Origin of the sequence: Photobacterium sp. GSS17, from assembly GCF_028621875.1 — a bacterium.
GTDB lineage: Bacteria > Pseudomonadota > Gammaproteobacteria > Enterobacterales > Vibrionaceae > Photobacterium > Photobacterium ganghwense.
The window spans coordinates 291,209-313,415 of sequence record NZ_CP117517.1; the positions used below are offsets into that span (position 1 = coordinate 291,209).

At 53.2% G+C, this 22,207-nt stretch carries 20 protein-coding genes; 14 read left to right on the plus strand and 6 right to left on the minus strand.

Going from position 1 to position 22,207, the window contains the following annotated elements; translation table 11 throughout:
- Positions 1-792: 792 nt before the first annotated feature.
- Complete coding sequence (gene dusA, locus PGW97_RS01435; protein WP_273859612.1) at positions 793-1,740, plus strand: tRNA dihydrouridine(20/20a) synthase DusA; 948 nt, start codon at positions 793-795, stop codon at positions 1,738-1,740.
- Positions 1,741-1,883: 143 nt separating this feature from the next.
- Here dusA and ypfJ read toward each other — a convergent pair whose 3' ends face one another.
- Positions 1,884-2,771 carry a KPN_02809 family neutral zinc metallopeptidase gene (ypfJ, locus tag PGW97_RS01440; protein WP_273858311.1) on the minus strand — a complete coding sequence of 296 codons (888 nt, stop codon included), beginning with the start codon at positions 2,769-2,771 and terminating at the stop codon, positions 1,884-1,886.
- A 479-nt stretch (positions 2,772-3,250) separates the two neighbouring features.
- On the opposite strand from ypfJ, the gene pspG reads away from it, so the two are divergent.
- From pspG to PGW97_RS01470, 6 genes are all read left to right on the plus strand, one after another.
- Entirely contained in the window at positions 3,251-3,559 is a 309-nt protein-coding gene (pspG, locus tag PGW97_RS01445) for an envelope stress response protein PspG (RefSeq protein WP_047887615.1), read from the plus strand.
- Between the two features lie 120 nt (positions 3,560-3,679).
- Positions 3,680-4,315 (plus strand): TIGR04219 family outer membrane beta-barrel protein, encoded by a 636-nt coding sequence (locus PGW97_RS01450; RefSeq protein ID WP_047887616.1) that lies wholly within the window; start codon positions 3,680-3,682, stop codon positions 4,313-4,315.
- Between the two features lie 116 nt (positions 4,316-4,431).
- The gene (locus tag PGW97_RS01455; RefSeq protein WP_047887617.1) at positions 4,432-4,665 is read left to right on the plus strand and encodes a hypothetical protein; all 234 of its coding nucleotides are present in this window, start codon (positions 4,432-4,434) and stop codon (positions 4,663-4,665) included.
- Positions 4,666-4,812: 147 nt separating this feature from the next.
- Positions 4,813-6,630, plus strand: a complete 1,818-nt coding sequence (locus tag PGW97_RS01460) for an assimilatory sulfite reductase (NADPH) flavoprotein subunit (RefSeq protein WP_273858314.1) — start codon at positions 4,813-4,815, stop codon at positions 6,628-6,630.
- Positions 6,630-8,321 (plus strand): assimilatory sulfite reductase (NADPH) hemoprotein subunit, encoded by a 1,692-nt coding sequence (gene cysI, locus PGW97_RS01465; protein WP_273858316.1) that lies wholly within the window; start codon positions 6,630-6,632, stop codon positions 8,319-8,321. Before PGW97_RS01460 ends, cysI begins: the two co-directional genes overlap by 1 nt.
- Positions 8,314-9,075, plus strand: a complete 762-nt coding sequence (locus PGW97_RS01470; protein WP_047887620.1) for a phosphoadenylyl-sulfate reductase — start codon at positions 8,314-8,316, stop codon at positions 9,073-9,075. Before cysI ends, PGW97_RS01470 begins: the two co-directional genes overlap by 8 nt.
- Positions 9,076-9,368: 293 nt before the next feature.
- Here the strand turns inward: PGW97_RS01470 and PGW97_RS01475 are convergent, their stop codons facing one another.
- Both PGW97_RS01475 and PGW97_RS01480 read right to left on the minus strand, forming a co-directional pair.
- Positions 9,369-9,851, minus strand: coding sequence for a DUF2780 domain-containing protein (locus PGW97_RS01475; protein ID WP_337960366.1), 483 nt, complete (start codon positions 9,849-9,851; stop codon positions 9,369-9,371).
- A 181-nt stretch (positions 9,852-10,032) separates the two neighbouring features.
- The gene (locus PGW97_RS01480; RefSeq protein ID WP_273858318.1) at positions 10,033-10,653 is read right to left on the minus strand and encodes an FKBP-type peptidyl-prolyl cis-trans isomerase; all 621 of its coding nucleotides are present in this window, start codon (positions 10,651-10,653) and stop codon (positions 10,033-10,035) included.
- A gap of 123 nt (positions 10,654-10,776) precedes the next feature.
- Between PGW97_RS01480 and PGW97_RS01485 the strand changes: the two genes are divergently transcribed.
- On the plus strand, positions 10,777-11,505 hold the full coding sequence (locus tag PGW97_RS01485) for a LysM-like peptidoglycan-binding domain-containing protein (protein ID WP_047887623.1): 729 nt from the start codon (positions 10,777-10,779) through the stop codon (positions 11,503-11,505).
- A gap of 103 nt (positions 11,506-11,608) precedes the next feature.
- Here the strand turns inward: PGW97_RS01485 and PGW97_RS01490 are convergent, their stop codons facing one another.
- The 3 genes from PGW97_RS01490 to PGW97_RS01500 all read right to left on the minus strand — a co-directional run bounded on the left by PGW97_RS01490 (position 11,609) and on the right by PGW97_RS01500 (position 14,806).
- On the minus strand, positions 11,609-12,079 hold the full coding sequence (locus PGW97_RS01490; protein WP_273858320.1) for a GNAT family N-acetyltransferase: 471 nt from the start codon (positions 12,077-12,079) through the stop codon (positions 11,609-11,611).
- 93 nt (positions 12,080-12,172) lie between these two features.
- Positions 12,173-12,745: a Crp/Fnr family transcriptional regulator gene (locus PGW97_RS01495; RefSeq protein WP_047887625.1), complete on the minus strand. Its 573-nt coding sequence runs from the start codon at positions 12,743-12,745 to the stop codon at positions 12,173-12,175.
- 99 nt (positions 12,746-12,844) lie between these two features.
- The gene (locus PGW97_RS01500; RefSeq protein WP_273858323.1) at positions 12,845-14,806 is read right to left on the minus strand and encodes a bifunctional 2',3'-cyclic-nucleotide 2'-phosphodiesterase/3'-nucleotidase; all 1,962 of its coding nucleotides are present in this window, start codon (positions 14,804-14,806) and stop codon (positions 12,845-12,847) included.
- 395 nt (positions 14,807-15,201) lie between these two features.
- Here PGW97_RS01500 and cysG point away from each other — a divergent pair, with 395 nt between their 5' ends.
- Genes cysG through cysQ form a run of 6 tightly spaced genes read left to right on the plus strand, consistent with a single transcriptional unit; the run spans position 15,202 to position 22,128 of the window.
- Complete coding sequence (cysG, locus tag PGW97_RS01505) at positions 15,202-16,626, plus strand: siroheme synthase CysG (RefSeq protein ID WP_273858324.1); 1,425 nt, start codon at positions 15,202-15,204, stop codon at positions 16,624-16,626.
- Between the two features lie 13 nt (positions 16,627-16,639).
- On the plus strand, positions 16,640-17,548 hold the full coding sequence (gene cysD / locus PGW97_RS01510; RefSeq protein WP_047887628.1) for a sulfate adenylyltransferase subunit CysD: 909 nt from the start codon (positions 16,640-16,642) through the stop codon (positions 17,546-17,548).
- Positions 17,549-17,558: 10 nt separating this feature from the next.
- Positions 17,559-18,989 carry a sulfate adenylyltransferase subunit CysN gene (gene cysN, locus PGW97_RS01515; RefSeq protein ID WP_273858329.1) on the plus strand — a complete coding sequence of 477 codons (1,431 nt, stop codon included), beginning with the start codon at positions 17,559-17,561 and terminating at the stop codon, positions 18,987-18,989.
- Positions 18,990-18,994: 5 nt separating this feature from the next.
- On the plus strand, positions 18,995-20,722 hold the full coding sequence (locus PGW97_RS01520) for an SLC13 family permease (RefSeq protein WP_047887630.1): 1,728 nt from the start codon (positions 18,995-18,997) through the stop codon (positions 20,720-20,722).
- A 25-nt stretch (positions 20,723-20,747) separates the two neighbouring features.
- Positions 20,748-21,368, plus strand: coding sequence for an adenylyl-sulfate kinase (gene cysC / locus PGW97_RS01525; protein ID WP_047887631.1), 621 nt, complete (start codon positions 20,748-20,750; stop codon positions 21,366-21,368).
- 13 nt (positions 21,369-21,381) lie between these two features.
- Positions 21,382-22,128: a 3'(2'),5'-bisphosphate nucleotidase CysQ gene (gene cysQ / locus PGW97_RS01530; RefSeq protein WP_273858330.1), complete on the plus strand. Its 747-nt coding sequence runs from the start codon at positions 21,382-21,384 to the stop codon at positions 22,126-22,128.
- The last annotated feature ends 79 nt before the right edge of the window (positions 22,129-22,207 follow it).

Consider the following 22,207-nt stretch of genomic DNA (forward strand, 5'->3'; position numbering starts at 1 on the left):
TATTTCTCACTGTCATCCTCTCATATGAATGTACACCTTTGTGATTGTTGTGTGGCTTTTTGCTGTTCAATTTAAGTTGGTTGTGAGTGTGTGTCGATAAGTTGTTGATTTAAATCTATATTTTATGGCGTGCAGCTTTTTGTGCGATTTTTAAGGTGAGCTGTCCTTGTTGTTTTTACTTTTATATTAGTGAGTTACTTTGATTTCTGTACCTCTGGTCAGTTTTTTATAGTATTTGGCTTGCTATGTTCTTTTTAATCAAGTGGGTGTTGTACAGCTTTTTTATGTTTGGTGATGAAAAAGGGTTAGCCTGCCTATCGGTTTAGATTGTGGTGAGTGTAATGTAATGATTTTACGTTGGTTTAAAGGTACGTGCAGCTTTTTGGCCTATTGGTGTTAAAAAGCTATTAAAGCTGTACATTGAATGATGGCTGGTTTTTATCTTTATGATTTTAATGGCTAATATTGTTATTTAAAAATGCCTGCTATGTTCTTTTTGCTTTCAGACAGAAGCCTGCATAGAGGCAGAACAGAGAGAGGTATCGGGCTGTAGTGGTGGTTAAAAGTTGGGATAGTTTCGTGAATAAGGTAGAATCCGCACTCTTTCATCGCAGGGGCTGGAAAACATAGCTTACTGCGGTGTGTCCGCTTTGCTTTGAGTGGGACAGAACAGATTTTGCGCAATAGATGAGGTTTTCGATGACAGAGAGTGCCGTGGTGAGCAATCAACAAACTGAAAATAAGCAGGCCGTTCAGTCTGAGTATCCGGCATGCCGTTTTTCCATTGCACCTATGCTCGATTGGACCGATCGTCATTGCCGCTATTTCCACCGTTTACTGAGCGAACATGCTCAGCTGTACACTGAAATGGTGACAACGGGAGCGATTATTCATGGCAAAGCGGATTATCTGGCCTACAACGAGGAAGAGCACCCGCTGGTGTTGCAGTTGGGGGGCTCAAACCCGGCAGATCTGGCAACCTGCGCCAAGCTGGCTGCTGAGCGAGGCTATGACGAAATTAACCTGAATGTAGGCTGCCCGTCAGATCGCGTTCAGAACGGTCGTTTCGGTGCCTGTCTGATGGGGGAAGCTGAGCTGGTAGCCCAGTGTGTGGCCGCTATGCGTGAGGTGGTGGATATTCCGGTCTCGGTCAAAACCCGTATAGGTATTGATGAGCAGGACTCTTACCCGTTCCTGACCGATTTTGTCGGCATAGTCAGTGAAAAAGGCGGCTGTCGTGATTTCACCATTCATGCCCGCAAAGCCTGGCTGAGTGGTCTGAGCCCGAAAGAAAACCGCGAAATTCCGCCGTTAGATTATCCGCGTGTGTACCAGCTGAAAAAAGATTTCCCGCATCTGACAATGGGGATCAACGGCGGCATCAAGACGCTGGAAGAGATGGAAGTACATCTGGCTCATATGGACGGCGTTATGGTCGGACGTGAAGCCTATCAGAATCCTTATCTGCTGGCGGAAATTGATCAGCGCCTGTTTGGCAGTGATGCTCCAATGAAAAAGCGTCGTGCTGTGGTGGAAGCCATGTTCCCGTACATTGAGCGTGAGCTGTCGCAAGGGGCTTACCTGAACCATATCTCCCGACATATGCTGGGCCTGTTCCAGAACATGCCGGGCGCGCGTCAGTGGCGTCGCCACATCAGCGAAAATGCCCATAAACCGGGCTCCGGTATTGAAGTGCTGGAGCAGGCACTGGCGAAAATTCCTGCTCATCTGGATGTGTAAGGGCGTAGCCCTCTATCTCTATTTCTATCTCTATCGTAACCCTCTTCAGAGAGTGCTTGTGATAGCTGAACGGGTCTGCCAATGCAGACCCGTTTTTGTTAGAGGTGGGAATGTTGAGAGTCAGACACTCATTTAGCGGTAATTTACGGCATTGTGGCAAAGGTATTGCAGTTATCCGGATCGCCTGACTGGAAGCCTTTTTTAAACCATTCCACCCGTTGCTTCGATGAGCCGTGGGTAAACGCATCTGGCTGCACCGCCCGTCCGGCCATTTCCTGCAACCTATCATCCCCGACGGAGCTGGCCGCCTGCAGCCCCTCCTCAATATCGCCCGGCTCTAACAGCTGCATTTCGTTATGTACATAGTACCCCCAGACCCCGGCATAACAATCAGCCTGCAATTCCAGCATGACGCTGAGCTGGTTGGCGTCGGTTTCGCTGGCCTGTTTCTGCATCTGGGCGACCCGACTGCTGGTCCCCAGCACATTCTGGACATGGTGGCCGACCTCATGGGCGATCACATAGGCAAATGCAAAATCGCCCGGTGCGCCAAGTTTTTTCAGGGCATTCATAAAACTTAAATCAAGGTACACCTTGCTGTCAGCCGGGCAGTAAAACGGCCCGGATTGTGCTTGACCGGCTCCGCAGCCGCCGGTCATGGTCAGGTTGGTATACAACACCAGCTGTGGTTCCGGGTATTGTCCCGGCAGCAGGGCATTCCAGACGGTTTCGGTGGTGCCCAGAATGGCCGCGACAAACTGCGCATTTTCATCCTCCTCCGGTATTCCCTGTTGGGTGCCTGGCTGGTTGCTGAGTCCGGAATTTGGCAAGCCCACCTGCGTGACGCCACCGGTAAAATATTGGTAGGCGAGGTAAATTCCCCCAAGCACGAGAATGACTTTCCCGATTTTGGTTTTCAGCAGGAAAGGCAGAAAACGCAGCAGGCCGGCGATGGCCAGACCGGACTGTGCCGGTCCTTGCCCTCGGCGATCATCAATATTGGTACTTCGTTTGGATTGGCGCCAACGCATACTTGCTCCTCGTTCAATCCTGATGGCTCTACCTTAGTCTGGCGGAAGTCCGCCAAATTGCGTATGCCAATTGCGAGATGTTGTCCTGCTGTGATTAGCTGGCTTGTCGAGTAAGCCGATGCCAAGGGGGATATCGTGGTACAGACTCAGGCAGGGAGAGGGATAGCGAATTTAACGAAACCTTAGCCAAAGACGCCGAAGAAGTGAGGATGTATACAATGCGCTTGATAGTATCTTTTTGATTTTACGATGATAAATGAATTCTTGAAAATGGCCTGATTTGTGCAATGGTTCAGCAAGGTAGTCTAGAACAATGCGTCAGACAGACAGCCGACCCTGATAGGACAATTAGCGCAGGGAGTAGGCTGACTTTCACGATGCTTCAAATAGATTTCAGATAAGTAATGCCTGTCACCGCGTAGCGGGATGCTGGGGTATAAGCCACAATCAGCAGGGCATAATAAAGGAGAAAATGAACGATGGTTGAATTCTTATTTTTAATGGCGTTTGCCTTTGTCCTGGTGATCACCGGCGTGAGTGCGGTTGGGATGATTCTTGCCATGGTAGTCGGCTTTATCGTCATGGCGGTGGCTGGAATGATTGGCGTGGTGTTTGATTTGCTGCCGTGGATCATTCTGATTGCGGTCGCGGTCTGGGCGTATCGCCGTTACCAGGGACCTCGTAACCTGAGCGGAACAACGGAGCGATTCGGGACTTATTATCGTCATAGCCACCGTCAGTACCGTCGTGGGGATTACCGCCGGTTTGACCGCGATGATCGCCGTTAACCCCTTGTGGGCAATGGGGTCGAAGGAGGCCGGATAAGCCGACACAATTGCGGCTTTCTCAGACATCATCTGTTATAGTCTTCGCCGTTTGATAGACCAATAATAGAGTGGAGACTCATCATGAATAAATTGACGCTAACTGCGCTGGCAGGGGCTATGGCACTGGCAGCAGCAGTACCGGCACAGGCGGATGTGCTGTTGGGCGCAAAAGTGGGTGCGGATGCGTGGTTTACCGATGCCAAAATCAACGACAGCAGTGCGGCCGCTGACAGCCACACTTCTGGCTCTTACTACCTGGCGCTGGAGCACTTCATTCCTCTGGTACCAAACGTGCGTCTGCGTTACACCAATGTGGACAACGGTGCGGTGTCTTTCGGCCAGACGGATTACACGCTGTACTATGAGATCCTGGACAACGACGCGATCGCTTTCGACCTGGGTCTGACAATGGCGAAATTCAATGCCGGTCAGTTCGGTGCCGAGCGTTTCAGCGAATGGCAACCAGCGCTGTACGGTAATGTTGAAGTCGGTATCCCGATGACGCCGGTGTCTTTCTTCGGTGATGTAAACTACGGCAACTATGACAGCACCCGTACGCTGGATGCCCTGGCAGGCGTGAAGTGGACGGTGCCGCTGGTGGTGGATCTGAACCTGCGCGCTGGCTACCGCGTGATGGACTATGATTTTGATTTCGTTCGCAATGGCGGCGACTTCAAAACTGACGGTTGGTTTGCCGGTGTTGAAATCGATCTGTAATTGATTGATTCATTTTTATTCTTGAAAAAGCCACGCTGCGTCGTGGCTTTTTTGTTGCCTGTTTTCCGGGTTCTGTACCATTTTTATAGAAGGTTAGGCGGTAGGGAAGAAATCGTATGACATTAACCGAATTACAGCGCCTGTATGATTCGAGCGAAATTGTCGAAGCCGTTATTGAGCCTTCTATTCAGGCGAATGGCTGGATCGTGGAATTTCGTCATCGGCGTGGCGGATTCGTTCCGCTGACTGACGGGGCAGGGAGCGAGAAATGTTATCGCGACATTGATACTGCCACCGAGCGTGCGTTTGAGGTGGGATTCCACCAGGTGCGCATAGCAGATACCTTCTGATTCTTCTGCCGCTGACTCGTCCACTCTCCTGACTCAGCGGCGTATTTCCCCATACAAAAAGTTATAAAACATTCTTATCTATTCTTTCTTGTTATTTCCTTGAGTAGCTAATCTAACCCCTACGCAATGTAAAGGGATCGTCGTGTCATGTTACTTAAGGAACTTTCCGCTCTGGCCAGCCCGCTTAATGATCAGCAAATAGGTCAACTCCAGCAGGCTGTCGCCGAGCTCTCACCACAGCAATTAGCGTGGATCAGTGGATATTTTTGGGGTCTGAGTCAGACTCCGTCAGTCGGGCAGACTGTGCCCGCTCAGCAGCCGGCCGTGGCAGTTGCCAGCCAGCCAGCCGGTAAGTTGACCATCATTTATGCGTCTCAGACCGGCAATGCCAAGGGTGTTGCCCAGGCGCTGAAAGCAGAAGCGGATGCCGCTGGGATCAGCGCGGAGCTGTTCTCTGCTGGTGACTACAAAGGTAAAAATCTGGCCAAAGAAACCCATGTCATCATCGTGGCGTCAACCCATGGTGAAGGGGAAGCGCCGGATGATGCCATTGAGTTACATGAATTCCTGCAATCGAAAAAAGCACCTAAGCTGCCGAACCTGCAATACGCGGTCATCGGCCTGGGAGATTCCAGCTACGAATTTTTCTGCCAGACGGCAAAAGATTTTGATGCCTACCTGGCGAAGCTGGGAGCGCGTCCGATGCTGGAGCGTCTCGACTGTGACGTGGATTACGATGCCCCGGCAGCGGTGTGGCGGGCAGAGGCGCTGGATAAAGTGCAGGAGACTTTGGTAACAGCTGACGCTCAGGTGGTCACGCTGCCAGTCGGGCAGGCCGTGGCAAGCGTATCGGCCTACACCAAACAGAACCCGTATGCTGCGACGCTGCTGACCAGCCAGAAAATTACCGGGCGCAACTCAGGCAAAGATGTGCGTCATGTCGAGATTGATCTGGAAGGCTCCGGCCTGACTTATCAGCCGGGTGATGCGCTGGGTGTTTGGTATGACAATGACCCCGTGCTGGCTGACGCCATTCTGGCCAAAGCCGGTTTGAGCGGTGAAGAAAGCGTTGATGTAGATGGCCAGGCGGTATCTCTGCGCGACGCGCTGATCAACAGCTACGAAGTGACGGCGGCAAACCCACAGCTGGTGACCCGTTACGCGGATCTGTCCGGCAGCAAGAAGCTGGCCAAGCTGGTGGAAGACAAAGATAAGCTGCGTGAGTACGCCGCCAACACCCAGGTGGTCGACGTACTGGCGGAGAAAAAAACAGTGCTGACTGCCGAACAGCTGCTGGGTTTGCTGCGTCGTCTGACACCTCGCCTGTACTCCATTGCATCCAGCCAGGAAGAAGTTGGTGAAGAAGTGCACTTGACTGTCGGGTTGGTGGAATATGCTCACGCTGAGGAAACCCGTCAGGGCGGTGCGTCCAGCTTCCTGTCCCGTCGTCTGGAAGAAGGTGAGTCGGTAAAAGTCTTTGTTGAGTCGAATAACCATTTCAAACTGCCTGCTGACGACAATACTCCGGTGATCATGATTGGTCCGGGGACGGGAATTGCGCCATTCCGGGCCTTTGTGCAGGAGCGTGATAACCGTGGCGCTGAAGGTAAGAACTGGCTGTTCTTTGGCGATCGGACATTTACCGAAGACTTCCTGTACCAGGTGGAATGGCAGAAATACCTCAAAGACGGTGTTGTGAACCGGATTGACGTGGCTTTCAGCCGCGATCAGGCCGAGAAAATGTACGTGCAGCACCGCCTGCTGGAGCATGCAGCAGAAGTCTGGAAATGGCTGCAGGACGGCGCCCATGTTTATGTGTGCGGTGATGCCAACCATATGGCGAAAGATGTCCACGATGCTCTGCTGACCATTGCCGAGCAGCAAGGCAACCAGAGTCGTGAACAGGCCGAGCAATACCTCAGTGAACTGCGTAAGAACAAGCGTTATCAAAAGGATGTCTACTAATGAGCGAGCAAAAACTATCAGATAACGAACGCCTCAAGCGTGAAAGTAACTTCCTGCGCGGGACCATTTCTGACGATCTGCAAGACCGGATGACTGGCGGCTTTACCGCTGACAACTTCCAGCTGATCCGTTTCCACGGCATGTACCAGCAGGATGACCGGGATATCCGTGCCGAGCGTGCCAAACAGAAGCTGGAGCCGCTGCACAATGTGATGCTGCGAGCCCGTATGCCGGGCGGTATCATTACTCCGCCGCAATGGCTGGCGATTGATAAGTTTGCGGAAGAACATTCACTGTACGGCAGTATCCGTCTGACGACCCGCCAGACGTTCCAGTTCCACGGGGTGCTCAAGCCAAACATCAAACTGATGCACCAGACCCTGAACAAAATAGGGATCGACTCGATTGCCACCGCCGGTGACGTGAACCGTAACGTTCTGTGTACCAGCAATCCGGTGGAATCTGAGTTGCATCAGGAAGCCTACGAGTGGGCGAAAAAGATCAGTGAACACTTGCTGCCGAAAACCCGTGCGTATGCCGAGATCTGGCTCGACGGTGAAAAACTGGAAAGCACGGACGAAGAGCCGATTCTGGGCAGCACCTATTTGCCACGGAAGTTTAAAACCACGGTCGTGATCCCGCCGCAGAATGATGTGGACGTGCACGCCAATGACCTGAACTTTGTTGCGATTGCGGATAACGGCAAGCTGGTCGGCTTTAATGTCCTGGTGGGTGGTGGCTTGGCGATGACCCACGGGGATAAAACCACATACCCGCGCCGTGCGGATGACTTCGGATTTATCCCGCTGGAGAAAACGCTGGAGGTGGCGGCAGCGGTCGTGACGACCCAACGTGACTGGGGGAACCGCTCGAACCGTAAGAATGCGAAAACCAAATACACCCTGGATCGGGTTGGGGTGGATGTCTTCAAAGCCGAAGTAGAAAAACGTGCCGGGGTGGCCTTTGAGCCAAGCCGTCCGTATGAATTCACCGAGCGCGGCGATCGTATCGGTTGGGTGGAAGGTATCGACGGTAAGCACCACCTGACACTGTTTATTGAAAATGGCCGTTTGTTGGACTTCCCGGGTAAACCGCTGAAAACCGGGGTCGCGGAAATTGCCCGTATCCATCACGGTGACTTCCGCATGACCGCTAACCAGAACCTGATTGTGGCTGGTGTGGCGGCAGAGGATAAAGCGACGATCGAAAAGATCGCCCGCGATCACGGTCTGATCGATGATACGGTCAGTGAGCAGCGTAAAAACTCCATGGCGTGTGTGGCGTTGCCTACCTGTCCGCTGGCGATGGCTGAGGCAGAGCGTTTTCTGCCGGAGTTTGTGACGGACGTTGAACAGCTGCTGAGCAAGCACAGCCTGCCGCAGGAAGAGAACGTGATTTTGCGGGTTACAGGCTGCCCGAACGGCTGTGGCCGTGCGATGCTGGCGGAAATCGGTCTGGTCGGTAAAGCGCCGGGCCGTTACAACCTGCATCTGGGCGGCAACCGTAACGGGACCCGTATTCCGAAGATGTACCTGGAAAACATCACGGTTGAGCAGATCATGGCTGAACTCGACAGCCTGATCGGCCGCTGGGCGCAGGAGCGTGAAGACGGTGAAGCATTTGGTGATTTCACCATCCGTGCCGGAATTATCGAGCCGGTGCTGATCTCTAAGAGGGATTTCTATGCCTGATGTGAAACTAGCCGCGTTGCTGGAGAAAAGCAAAGTCGAGCAGATCCTGGAGCTTGCCAGTATCAATGCGGAGCTGGAAGGGTTATCGGCGCAGGCGCGGATTCGCTGGGCGCTGGACAACCTGCCGGGGCAGTTCGCGTTGGCGTCCAGCTTCGGTATTCAGTCGGCGGTGATGCTGCATATGGTCACCCGCGAGCAGGCTGATATTCCGGTGATTCTGACTGATACCGGTTATCTGTTCCCGGAAACCTATCAGTTTATTGATCAGCTGACTGAGCGTTTGAAGCTGAACCTGCATGTGTACCGGGCGGAACTGACCCCACAATGGCAGGAGGCACGCTTTGGTCGCCTGTGGGAGCAGGGGGTTGACGGCATCAAACAGTACAACCGCATCAACAAAGTCGAACCGATGCGCCGTGCACTGGATGAGCTGAATGTCAGCGCCTGGTTCTCCGGACTGCGTCGTGAACAGTCATCGACCCGGGCAACGCTGCCGGTACTGGCGATCCAGAATGGCGTATTCAAGTTCCTGCCGCTGATTGACTGGACGAATCAGGACATTGATGCCTATCTGGCGCAGTATGATCTGCCGTATCACCCGCTGTGGGATCAGGGTTACCTGTCGGTTGGCGATACCCACACGACCCGTAAGTGGGAGCCGGGCATGAAAGAAGAAGAAACACGCTTCTTTGGCCTCAAGCGTGAGTGTGGGCTGCATGAAGATGATGTGGAAACCGATGGTTCCGGCATCTGACAGGCGCAGTGATGTGGCTTGGCATGTAAGTTGGTGACCTAGTGACCTAGTGACCTAGTTATTGGGGAAACTGGGTGACGAGACCCGGAGAGTGGGTAGTAGGGTTCAGTAATACGGGGACTTTGCTGCGTTGCTCTGATGACGCCTTCGAGACTGGTACCTGTCCTTAACACGCGGAGATGAAAAAGCCTTACCTGTTCGCAGGTAAGGCTTTGTTATTTTTACATCCCGCTGACAGAGGCTACAGGGCAGACAGGTATCTTGCCGTCGCGTGTCACACGGAGGCAAACGGCTTATTGTGCCGCTGGAGCCCAGATGTTACCCAGTGACTGCAGCAGGCCGGCGCTGGCACCCTGGTTACCCAGGAATTGCAGGACAACCGGGACAAACTGGCTGACCATGCTGGCATCCATACCCAGTGCGGCAAAGATTTTGTTGATGGTTTCCATGTTACCCAGCAGAGCGCCAATGCCCGGAGGTAGGCTGCCAGTCAGGGCTTCTGCACCCGGAATCATTTTGGCTAGCTCTGTGGCTTGTGATCCAGACAGTTGGCTGGTTGCGGCGGATAGCAGGGCACCAGCACCACCGGCGGCTTGCTCCGGCGTTACGCCCAGCTGAGTGCTCAGCAGGCTGGCCAGTGGGTTCTCGGCAACCGCTTCAGTGGTTTTGCTGCCGAACAGATCCGTCAGGCTGAAAGCTGAGCTGGTGGCTGGCATCATGAGCAGACCAGTCAGTGAGCCGATAATAAGGATACGTCGAGACCAAGTTGCTGACATCTTATTTCTCCAAGGGTGGTCGTCTTCTGGGCAAAGCCAGTATCGACCGGGTTAATAAACCTTTTGCCGGTGAGCATCGGGAAAAGGCTGGGGGATATCTGACAGGCAGATGGTACTAAAATTCAGTCGGGACGATCAAAAAACGGTGCCGAAGCACCGTTTTTGGTCTTCCTCGGAAGGATTACAGGATATCCAGAAGTTCTACTTCGAATACCAGAGCAGCAAATGGAGGGATAGCTGCACCCGCACCACGCTCGCCGTAGGCCAGATCGTGAGGGATGTACAGTTTCCATTTAGAGCCAACAGGCATCATTTGCAGGGCTTCAACCCAGCCTTTGATCACGCCTGTTACTGGGAATTCTGCTGGTTGACCGCGCTTAACAGAGCTGTCGAATACACTACCGTCAGTCAGCTCACCGTGGTAGTGAACGCGAACTTGTTTGTCTGCTGTAGGGATGTCACCCTGACCTTCAACCAGGATCTCGTACTGCAGGCCAGATTCAGTCACTGTAACTTCAGGGCGTAGTGCGTTATCTTTTAGGAACGCTTCGCCTTCCGCTGCTGCTGCTTTCGCTTGCTCTTGGCGAGCAGCTTCGGCACGAGTGTGAAGTTCACGCAGGGCATTGTTGATCTCGTCTACTTCGATTTCTGGCATGTCGCCAGTCAGTGAAGTCGCGATACCTTTAGCAATGGCTGCCACATTCAGGCCTTCCAGGCCGCTTTGTGCCAGCTGCTGGCCCATTTGAAGACCGATACCGTAGCTTGCTTTAGATTCAACTGTATCTAGTTTTACGTCAGACATGGTGTCATCTCTTTGGTAGAGTGAATGAAGCAGGCAGGATAACAGTTTCACCCCCTGAGGGTAAACCATTGTGACATGCTGTCTTGAGTCAAGCATGAATTGGAAAGCGCTGGAGTGTTGTTTATGGGACAGGCCAAACGCCGCACACAAAAGAAAACAGAATTTACATGGCCCCGCGTCACGTTTGATAAGGCCTCGCTGCTGGCAATGCGGGAAAAACTGAAAACCCGACTGGCACCGGTAACGGAAAAATGGCAACAGTTACCGCGCTTCCACCGTCGTGCGCTGATGGTGCTGGCACCGTTGCTGGCTATTCTGCTGATGCTGCCGAGCCGTGCGCCGGTCCCGGCTGAAAACAGTGACCCGGTGCGACGAGAACTGTCACTTCAGTTGAATGAGCCTCAGCCGGAACAGGTGGTGGTTGGTGATCGTGCAGAACCGGCTTCGCCGAAACGGGAGGTGGTCGAGCAGCGTCTGCGGCCACTCAATCCGCCACCGGCCGCTCAAACCAAGCCGGTCCCGGCAAAACCAGTAGCTGCTTCTGGCCAGGCGACCCAGAACGCCTCGGCGTCTGCTCCGTCGTCATCGCAGCCGTGGGTGCAGTACAAAGTGAAAAGTGGTGAAACGTTGGCGATGATTTTCCGTGAACGTTCGCTGCCGCTGGCGGATCTGTATGCCCTGGCCGCTATTGAAGGAAAAGACAAACCTCTGAGTCAGGTTCAGGCAGGTCAGTTGCTGCGTTATCGGCAAACCGCTGGCGGGGGACTGGATGCCTTGCAAATCGAAGGGCGCAGCGGTGAGCCGGTGATGTTTTTCCGCCGCTCCGACGGCAGCTTTGTGCGTAGCCAGTAGCCGGCGCATCAGCCAGATAGTCGTATCCCCTGGCTCTCGCTTCCCGGAAGACCAATAAGCAAAAAGCCACCGAACTGTCGGTGGCTTTTTGCTGGTAGGACGCTCAGGGCTGGTCAGCATTGACCGCCTTGGGTAGCCGCATATCAATATGGGGAATACCGTCTTCCAGGTATTCTGCCGAAATCGGCTCAAATCCGTAACGACGATAGTAAGGCTGGAGGTGTGACTGGGCGCCGATATCAATAGTCTGACCGGGCCAGTGATGTTCTGCCAGGCGCAGCCCTTCAGCCAGTAACCGGTGACCAAGCCCGTTGCCGCGTGCCGCGGCTGCGGTGGCAACCCGGCCAAGGCTGACGTTGGGGTAAGTCGTGCCCGGTGCCAGTAAGCGCAGATAGGCAACCAGCAGGTTGTTCTGATAGCCCAGCAGATGAAGCGTTCCCGGGGCACGATCATGATCGTCCAGTTCCGGATAAGGACATGCCTGCTCCACCACGAACACATCGCAGCGCAGTTTCAGGCAATCGTATAGCTGGTGGGTGGTCAGTTGATCAAAACTCAGGCAGTGCCACTGCATCTTCTCTCCTTGTTACCATATCTCATCGCTTAGGATGCGGTCAGCATAATGCATGCTGACCGCCTGTGCATTTACAAAAGCGAACTATCACGGTTACGGGTGTGGTGAATCCTGGCGCTTGCGGATTCGGCTCAGGCTGGTCGCGGTCACGCCCAGGTAAGAGGCCAGCTGGTAATCGGTCACCCGTTCCAGCAATTCCGGGAAGCTGTCGCAAAACAGTTGTAAGCGTTGCTCCGGACTGTGGAGCAGCATGAATCGCTCCTTGTGTTCCTTGAAACGGAGCTGACGTTCGAGCAGTCGGACATACAGGGGATTGCGTTGCTCTCGCCAATGATTGAGCAGGCTGATTGGCAGGGCTAGCAGGTGGCTGGCCGACAGGGTTTCCAGCAAATACGGTGAGGCTGAGCCGGTCAGCAGGCTCTCAAAGCCGATCAGGATGTCCTGATCCCAGTAAAATTCCTTGCTGAACTGTTTTCCCTGGGGAGTTAGGTAGCAGGCGTGGCAAACGCCATCAATCAGAAAATAGACGGAGTCAGGGGCGGCGCCCTGATTGAGCAGAACATGGCGAGTCGGCAACTCGAGCGGACTGGCAACCGCCAGGGCTTCGTTCACTGTTGCGTCACAGGCTCCGTGTTCGCGAAGAAACTCGGCGAAGACCGCATGCATGGTGATAAACCTATCTAGGGTGATAATGCCGGAATCATAGCAAAAAAATACCGCAGCAGAAGCTGCGGTATGCAGTACATTTTCTTATGGCTGGAGCCGTTATTTTTGCAGGTCGATGCGGTAAACCGCAAAGCCGACTTTGTCGGTACCGACCTGTTTCATCGGGTACTGGCCTTTGCTCTGAATAAATCCGGCTGCTTTTTCGCCCGGTGCAGTTTCAAACGTGATATTCAGGCGTTTGTCACTCTTGAGCGGCGTGAAGTGCCAGTTGTTGTCTGCGCTCGGGACGACCTGCCCGCGTTCTTTACTGATGCGGGAGATGTAGTCGGCAACAACTGTGCGGTTTTCATCCGGGGAAGCAAAGGCAACGTAAGCTTCGCCAGTGCCGGCAAACTTCCCGCTGTAGGCGCGGTAGTTGTTGGTGGCAATAATGAACGGCTGTGCCGGGTCGACCGGTTTACCGTTATAAGTCAGGTTCCCGATCCGTTCTGCTTGCGCGTTGATCCGTTTACATTCACCGTCGTAGCGGGCGGGTTGGGACACATCGATGCTGTAGTTCACACCGTCAATGACATCGAAGTTATAGGTGCGGAAACCATCCCAGTTAATCAATCCCTGCGGTTGCTCGGATTGGGTATCAATCTGGTTAAACTGACCGGCGGAACACTCCAGCCATTCCTTCACTTCTTTGCCGGTGACTTTCATCGCCACCAGGGTATTCGGGTACAGGTACAGATCGGCGGCATTGCGGAATGTCAGCTGACCGGATTCCACTTCGGTGAAATTGGTTGGATCGTTACCACGACCGCCGGCTTTAAATGGTGCGGCGGCGGACAGAACCGGAATGCCGTCCAGGTCGGGATCGCCCTGAATAAAGCGCTCAACATAATCTTTCTGTGCCAGATTGACGATCTGCACGGTCGGATCATCCTGCACCAGTGCCAGGAAGCTGTACATCACATCGCTGGCCTTGCCGATCGGCTGGTTCACAAAATCCCGGGTCCCTTTGTGTTCGGCTTTGATCGCTTCAACCAGTTTCGGGTCAGCCTCAACCAGCGCTTCACCTTTGTATTTGTCAAAGATCGGCCGGGCTTCGGTCTGAGCCGCGGTGACTTTCCAGCTCTCGCCGTCTTTTTCCAGTACCAGATCCATAACCCCCAGGTGATCGCCCCAGCGGCCCGGCATCACGGCAGCGACACCATTGATGGTGCCTTTCTCGATGTCGGTGTTAGGCAGCTGCACAAACGCCTCGCCTGGGAAAACCGCATGGGAGTGCCCAAAGGCGATAGCGTCAATCCCCTCGACTTGCGTCAGGTAGTAGACCGAGTTTTCCGCCATCACTTTGTAAGGATCTGCCGAGACTCCGGAATGCGGAATCGCCACGATGATGTCCGCCCCTTCGGCCTTCATCTGCGGGACGAATTTTTCTGCGGTTTGCTTGATATCTTTGGCTTCGACTTTGCCTTCCAGGTTCTTCTTATCCCAGATCAGGATCTGCGGCGGCACGAAACCGATGTAGCCGACCTTGACGTCATGCTCGCCACCCTCGGTATCTTTGAAGGTGTACGATTTGATGAGGTAAGGCGTAAACAGGTTCTTGCCGGTTTTCAGATCGTACACGTTGGCATTGATGTACGGGAAGCTAGCTCCCGCCAGGGATGCCTTGAGGAAATCGAGTCCATAGTTGAACTCATGGTTCCCCAGGTTGCCGACCTCGTAGTCGAGCAGGTTCATGGCTTTATAAACCGGGTGTACCTCGCCGTTTTTCAGGCCCTTGGCTGCCATGTAATCGCCCATTGGGCTGCCCTGAATCAGGTCACCGTTGTCGACCAGAATGCTGTTGGTGACTTCGCCGCGAGCCTGCTGCACCAGCGTGGCGGTACGCACCAGACCGGTTTTCAGGGTCGGCTTGTCTTTGTAGTAGTCGTAATCCATGACATTGGTATGAATGTCAGTGGTTTCCAGAATGCGAAGCTTAATGGTATCGGCCATTGCAGGACCGGCTGCTGCCAGCAGGCCGCTCAGAATAGCGATAGACAGAGGTTTGGCTGAGAGCTTCATGGATATCTCCGTGATCACAGGAAAGAGGAAAGCGTGCATAAGGTAGCAAAAAGTGTGTACATGTTTGGTGACATGATTGCCTTAATGTGCCGGAGATCTCTATTTTCTTTCCGTGCCGGGGAAATATGCCGACGCATTTAGTATCGGGAGGCCATCACAGCCCACCGGATGCTAGGCCAAAAAGTGATAGCATAGTTGAAAAAAGACTAACCGTAGCCGCTGGTTAGGCGACAATTCCCATCATCTGCAGGATTTTTCCCATTCTGGCTCCCTTCCCGTCCCATTCCGCCCGTAGCTCAAACATTTTGGAATAAAAAATGAAATTTTAGAATTTCAGGTCATATTTACGCCCCTCTATAGTGCTCCTAATTAACGAGATTGCGGGAGCACGGAACATGGATTATCTGCCGATATTTGCTGACTTGAAGCGTCGACCATGCCTGGTGGTAGGCGGAAATGATATTGCCTGGCGCAAAACCCGCATGCTGCTGAAAGCCGGTGCGGATGTACGGGTGATTGCCGAAGCGCTGTCTCCGGAATTCCAGTATGCCGTTGAGCAGGGTCAGGTGACCCATATCGGTACCACTTTCTCGCCCAGCGATCTGGACGGCATTTTCCTGGCGATTGCCGCCACCGAGCGAAAAGCCGTGAATGCACTGGTCTACCAGTCTGCCAATCAGCGGCAGGTACTGGTAAACGTGGTGGATGACACTCAGCGATGCAGCTTTATTGTGCCGTCGATTGTGGATCGCTCCCCGATTATCGTCGCTGTGTCGTCTTCCGGTCAGGCTCCGGTACTGGCCCGTCTGGTACGTGAGCGACTGGAAGCCCTATTGCCGCAGCATCTCGGCACGATGGCCACCCTGGCCGGGCGTTTACGCTCTCGCCTGACAGAAAAAGTAACCTCTTTTGCAGAGCGTCGCCGTTTCTGGGAGCAGGCGTTCGTCGGACGCTTTGGCTCTTTGGTCGCCAAAGGCGATCACGCGGCTGCCGAGCAGGAACTGGAAGCGTTGGCCAACGGGGTGGAATCCGGTGGTGAAGTGGCGCTGATTGGGGCCGGTCCCGGTGATGCCAGCCTGCTGACGCTACGAGCCCTGCAGCTCATGCAGCAGGCCGATGTTGTGTTGTATGACTATCTGGTGTCAGACGAAGTGATGGATCTGGTTCGCCGGGATGCGGAACTGATCAGTGTCGGTAAAAAAGCCGGGTTCCACAGTGTGCCGCAGGAAGAGACCAACCGCCTGCTGGTGCAGTATGCGTCGCAGGGCAAACGAGTAGTACGTCTGAAAGGCGGGGATCCGTTTGTGTTCGGGCGCGGTGGCGAAGAGCTGGAAGTGCTGTTCGATGCCAATATCCCGTTTGAAGTCGTGCCGGGCATTACGGCCGCGGCCGGGGCAACGGCCTATGCCGGGATCCCGCTGACCCACCGTGACTATGCCCAAACTGCCATGTTCGTGACCGGTCACATCAAGCCGGACGGCAAACAGTTGGAATGGCACACGCTGGCTCGGGGCAATCAGACTCTGGTGATCTACATGGGGCTGATGAATTCTCTGGATATTCAACTAAATTTAATTAGACATGGACGTGCTCCAGACACCCCGATTGCTATCATTGAGCGTGGTACCCAGCGTTCGCAAAAAGTATTTAAAGGTCAGCTGTCTGAGCTGGCTGATCTCGCTCAACAAGCTGCCTCACCGTCGCTGATTGTGGTTGGTGAAGTGGTAAACCTTTCAGAAAAACTACATTGGTTCGGCAAGCAGGAACAGCAATTGCATAACACGTTTGATGAGCAATCAACGGTTGTGAAGCTGGCTTAGCATGGAGAGAGTAATGGACCCTAAACGACTTACCCACCTTAAGCAGCTGGAAGCGGAGAGCATTCACATCATCCGTGAAGTCGCTGCGGAATTTGATAACCCCGTCATGATGTACTCGATCGGCAAAGATTCATCGGTCATGTTGCATCTGGCACGTAAGGCCTTTTATCCGGGCAAGATTCCGTTTCCATTGCTGCACGTGGATACCGATTGGAAATTCCGCGAAATGATCGAGTTTCGTGATCGTACGGCGCAGAAATACGGCTTTGAATTGCTGGTGCATAAGAATCCGGAAGGGCTGGCGATGGGGATCAACCCATTCACTCACGGTTCGTCAAAGCACACCGACATCATGAAGACTCAGGGGCTGAAGCAGGCGCTGAATAAATACGGTTTTGACGCGGCCTTCGGCGGCGCGCGCCGGGACGAGGAAAAGTCTCGTGCCAAAGAGCGGGTGTACTCGTTCCGTGACAAAAACCACACCTGGGATCCGAAGAACCAGCGTCCGGAATTGTGGCATACCTACAATGGCCAGATTAACAAAGGGGAAAGCATCCGAGTCTTCCCGCTGTCGAACTGGACCGAGCTGGATATCTGGCAATACATCTATCTGGAAGGGATTGAAATCGTGCCGCTGTACCTGTCGGCCGTTCGTCCGGTGGTTGAGCGTGATGGCATGCTGATCATGGTGGATGATGATCGGATGGAACTGAAGCCGGGTGAGCAGATTGAACACAAGAGCGTCCGTTTCCGTACCCTTGGCTGTTACCCGCTGACCGGGGCTATTGAGTCTGAAGCGAATACCTTGCCAGGCATCATCGAAGAGATGCTGGTGGCAACGTCCAGTGAACGTCAGGGACGGGCGATCGACCACGATCAGTCCGGATCGATGGAGCTGAAGAAGCGTCAGGGTTATTTCTAAGGAGAGCAGGATGAACAGTGTAATTGAACAACAAGTGGCTGAGTTAGGCATTGAAGCCTACCTGGATCAGCACCAGAACAAATCCCTGCTGCGTTTCCTGACCTGTGGTTCGGTGGATGACGGTAAAAGCACCCTGATTGGTCGACTGTTGCATGACTCGCAGCAGATTTATGAAGATCAGCTGGCCGCGATTCACGCTGACAGCCAGAAAGTTGGCACGACCGGTGATAAACCGGATCTGGCGTTGCTGGTGGACGGCCTACAGGCTGAACGCGAACAGGGCATCACAATTGATGTGGCGTATCGCTATTTTTCTACCAAACAGCGCAAGTTCATCATTGCTGATACCCCGGGGCATGAGCAATACACCCGTAATATGGCAACCGGTGCATCGACCTGTGATGTGGCTGTGATTCTGATTGATGCCCGTAAAGGGGTACTGGATCAAACCCGACGCCATTCCTACATCGCCAGTCTGCTGGGGATCCGCCATTTTATCGTGGCGGTGAACAAGATGGATCTGGTGGGCTTTGAGCAATCGCGCTTCGATGCCATCCGGGATGAATACCTGACATTTGCAGCCCAGCTAAATGCTGAACTGGATATCAAGTTGGTGCCGTTGTCCGCGCTGGATGGTGACAACGTGGTGGAGCTGAGTGACAGCACCCCTTGGTATGACGGGGAATCTTTGCTGTCACTGCTGGAAAAGGTGGATATCAGTAAAGATCGTCAGTCCGGTGAATTCCGTCTGCCGGTGCAATATGTCAACCGCCCGAATCTCGATTTCCGTGGGTTCGCTGGTACGGTTGCATCCGGCGTGGTACGTGTCGGGGACGCAATCAAAGCATTGCCATCCGGTAAAACCTCTACCGTGGATCGCATTGTGACTTTTGATGGTGATCTGCCGCAAGCCGTTGCCGGTCAGGCCGTGACTCTGACTCTGGCCGATGAGATTGATATCAGCCGTGGTGATACCTTGGTACCGATAACCAGCAACGTGGCGCTGAGTAACCGTCTGCTGGCGGATGTGGTCTGGATGGCGGAAGCGCCGCTGCAGGTCGGTCGTCAGTACGATATTAAAGTCGCGGGCAAGAAAACGGTCGGTTCGGTCGAAGTCATTCGTCACCAGGTCGACATTAATAACCTGCAAACGTTTGAGACGCCTGAGTTGCCGCTGAACGGAATAGGCCTGTGTGAAATCAACCTGACTGAGTCCATTGCGGCAGATAGCTACGCACAATGCCCGGATACCGGTGGGTTTATCTTCATTGACCGACTGACCAATGTCACGGTTGGTGCGGGGATGGTACGTGAAGCACTGGCTGAGCAACACACGGCCACTACGGCCCAACATTCAGCTTTTGAGATTGAATTGAATGCTCTGATCCGTAAGCACTTCCCACACTGGGATGCCAAGGACATCAGTAAGCTATTGGGGTAACGCACATGGGATGGGAACAGGGAATGGTTTTCGCCATGTTGTTGGTCATCATCAGCTGTTTGCTGCTGACCCGAATAAAACCTGCGTTCCTGTTTGCAGGCGCCGCGTTTATCGGGTTCCAGTTAGGTTTGATTGATTTACCGACACTGGCGGGGAATTTTACCAATTCGTCGTTACTGACACTGGTGCTGTTGATCCTGGTTTCCATTGCTTTGGAGAAAACGCGGTTGGTGAGCTGGGTAGGCCGCCAACTGTCTCAGGGCGGACAATCTACCGTTGTCGCAAAACTGGGCTTATCAACAGCGTTTCTTTCCTCATTCACGAACAACACCGCCGTGGTGGTATCTCTGATTGGCGCCATCAAGCGTAATCAGCGTCATGCGCCTTCCCGCTTGCTGATCCCGCTGTCGTATACGGCAATCCTCGGTGGCACGCTGACCCTCATCGGCACCTCGACTAACCTCATCGTTAACAGCTTTGTTGAAGACGCCGGGTTGCCGAGTCTGGGCTTTTTTGCTCCGACGGCTATTGGTGTCGCGGTATTGGTGGTCGGGCTGGTGATTCTGATCCCTCTTAGTTACCTGTTACCGGTGCATGAGGAGCAGGGTCAGGATGATCTGCCGTACTTTCTGGAAGCCAAGATCAAAGCAGATTCGCCTTTAGTGGGAAAAACCGTTGCGGAAAACGGGCTGCGGGCTTTGCGTCGGCTCTTTCTGGCTGAAATCCTGCGTGACGGCAAAACACTGGCTCCGGTGTGTCCGGATACCCGGCTGCAGGCCGGTGACACCTTGTTGTTTTGTGGGGATGTCGAAAGTGTTACCACTTTGCAGGAAATCAGTGGATTACAGCTGTTCGGCCAACACCATTTAAATGGCCAGTCGATGCTGGAAGTGATCGTCAGCCAGTCAGCGGGGATTTGTGGGAAAACCCTGAAAAGCGCGGAATTTCGTGAAAAGTTTGATGCCGTTGTGGTCGCCATTCGCCGGGGCCACGAACGTCTGGCTGGTGGGTTGGGGAATATTGAGCTGCGTGCAGGGGATACTCTGGTGGTGGTGCCGGGTAAAACGTTTCATGAAAAACAGCGTTTGCTGAATCGTGAATTTGTGCTGGTCAGCGGGCTGGATTCCAGCGCTAAGCTGGATGGCAAAAAGAGTGCGGCTGTCCTGTTTGGGTTTGCGGCGGTCATTCTGGCTTCATTGTTTGACCTGTTGCCGATCATTAAAGGCCTGGCGGCATATTTGGTCATGCTGGTGGTGAGTGGGGTGATCTCGTTTGCCGAATTAAGACGCCGTTTCCCGGTCGACATCGTTGTGATTGTGGGCTCAGCCCTTTCGTTAGCGCAGTTGATGCTGTCTAGTGGGCTATCTGAAAGTATGGGTAACGTACTGATGTCGGCTTTTAACGGTTGGGGCATCTACGGCGGCTTGATTGCTGTGTACTTCATGACCTTAGTGCTCACCGAACTGGTGACCAATAATGCCGCCGCGGCTCTGGCTTTTCCAATTGCATACAGTCTGGCACTCAGTTACGGGGTCGATCCGATGCCTTTTATTATGGCGATTCTGTTTGGAGCCAGTGCCAGTTTTATTTCGCCTTACGGTTATCAGACTAACCTGCTGGTCTACACCGTGGGCAATTATAGGTTAAAAGATTATTTTCGAGTTGGGCTACCGGTCTCCTGCGTATATTCCGTGGTTGTGCTGGCGTTGATCCCACGCCTCTTTCCATTTTAAGTATTGATGACAAACGGAGTTGATAATGACCTCGGCTGTACAGACTCATGATAATGACAACGTGGTGTGGCATGCTCACCAAATTGACAAAGCGTTCAGATCACAACAGAAAAAGCAGCAACCTTGCGTATTATGGTTCACCGGATTGAGCGGTGCGGGAAAATCCACCGTGGCCGGAGCGCTGGAAACTCGTCTGGCTGAATTGGGTTTTCATACCTATCTGCTTGATGGTGACAATATCCGCCATGGCTTGTGCAAAGATCTGGGTTTTTCGACAGAAGATCGTCGGGAAAATATTCGCCGGATCGGCGAAGTGGCTAAGCTGATGGCCGATGCCGGATTGATTGTGCTGAGTGCGTTTATTTCCCCCCATCGTCAGGAACGACAACTGGTGCGTGACATGCTCCCGAGCGGTGAGTTTCTGGAAGTCTTTGTCGACACACCATTAGAGGAATGTGAAAAGCGTGATCCCAAAGGCTTGTATAAAAAAGCCCGCGCAGGTCAAATTAAGCACTTTACTGGAATTGACTCTGAGTACGAAAAACCTGAGGCACCAGAAATTCACCTTCAGGCTGGCGACTATACTGTCAGCGAGCTGGTGGATCAGTGTGTGGCTCAACTTAAACACAATCAGATTATCCGTTAGTAAGGAGTAACGAGTGGGGAATCAACTGTCGTCTTTATATGACATCGCAATTGCTGCCGGCAAAGTGATCATGGAGCATTATCACAGTCAGGTACAGGTAACAGAAAAAGCGGATAGCAGTCCGGTTACTGAAGCTGACTTGGCAGCCAATGCCCTGATCATTGAAGAGTTGGAAAAGCTCACTCCTGATATTCCTATCCTGTCAGAAGAATCGGCGCATACCCCGTGGCAAGAAAGGCAGAAGTGGGAGCGGTTCTGGCTGGTTGACCCTCTTGATGGCACAAAAGAGTTCCTTCGTAAAAACGGTGAGTTTACGGTGAACATCGCTTTGATCGAGCAGGGCAAGCCAGTGTTGGCTGTGGTGCATGCCCCGGCATTGAACAAAAGCTGGTTAGGCGACGGTTCTCAGGCCTGGTTGGAAACGAAAGCGGGACGCGAACGGATTCGGGTCCGACCTGCAACGGTTCCTACAGTGGTTGGCAGTCGTTCCCATCCGAGTCCTGAATTGGCAGGGTTTCTGGAAAACTTGGGCGAGCATAAAATGGCAGAGGTCGGCTCGTCTCTTAAGTTTTGTATGGTAGCGGAAGGGCGTGCTCAATATTATCCAAGGCTTGGCCCAACGATGATGTGGGATACGGCGGCGGGTCAATGTATTGCGGAAAGTGCAGGTGCTATTGTCTTTGATAAGGAAGGGCAACCTCTGCAGTATCACAGGGAAGAACTGTTAAATCCTTCTTTTATTGTTTCTCTGACAGTTTAAATCGATCATTTCCTTCAAACAGGGCTGACATTGTCAGTCCTGTTTGCATTTTGACGTTTGAAATTGTGATTTTCGACTA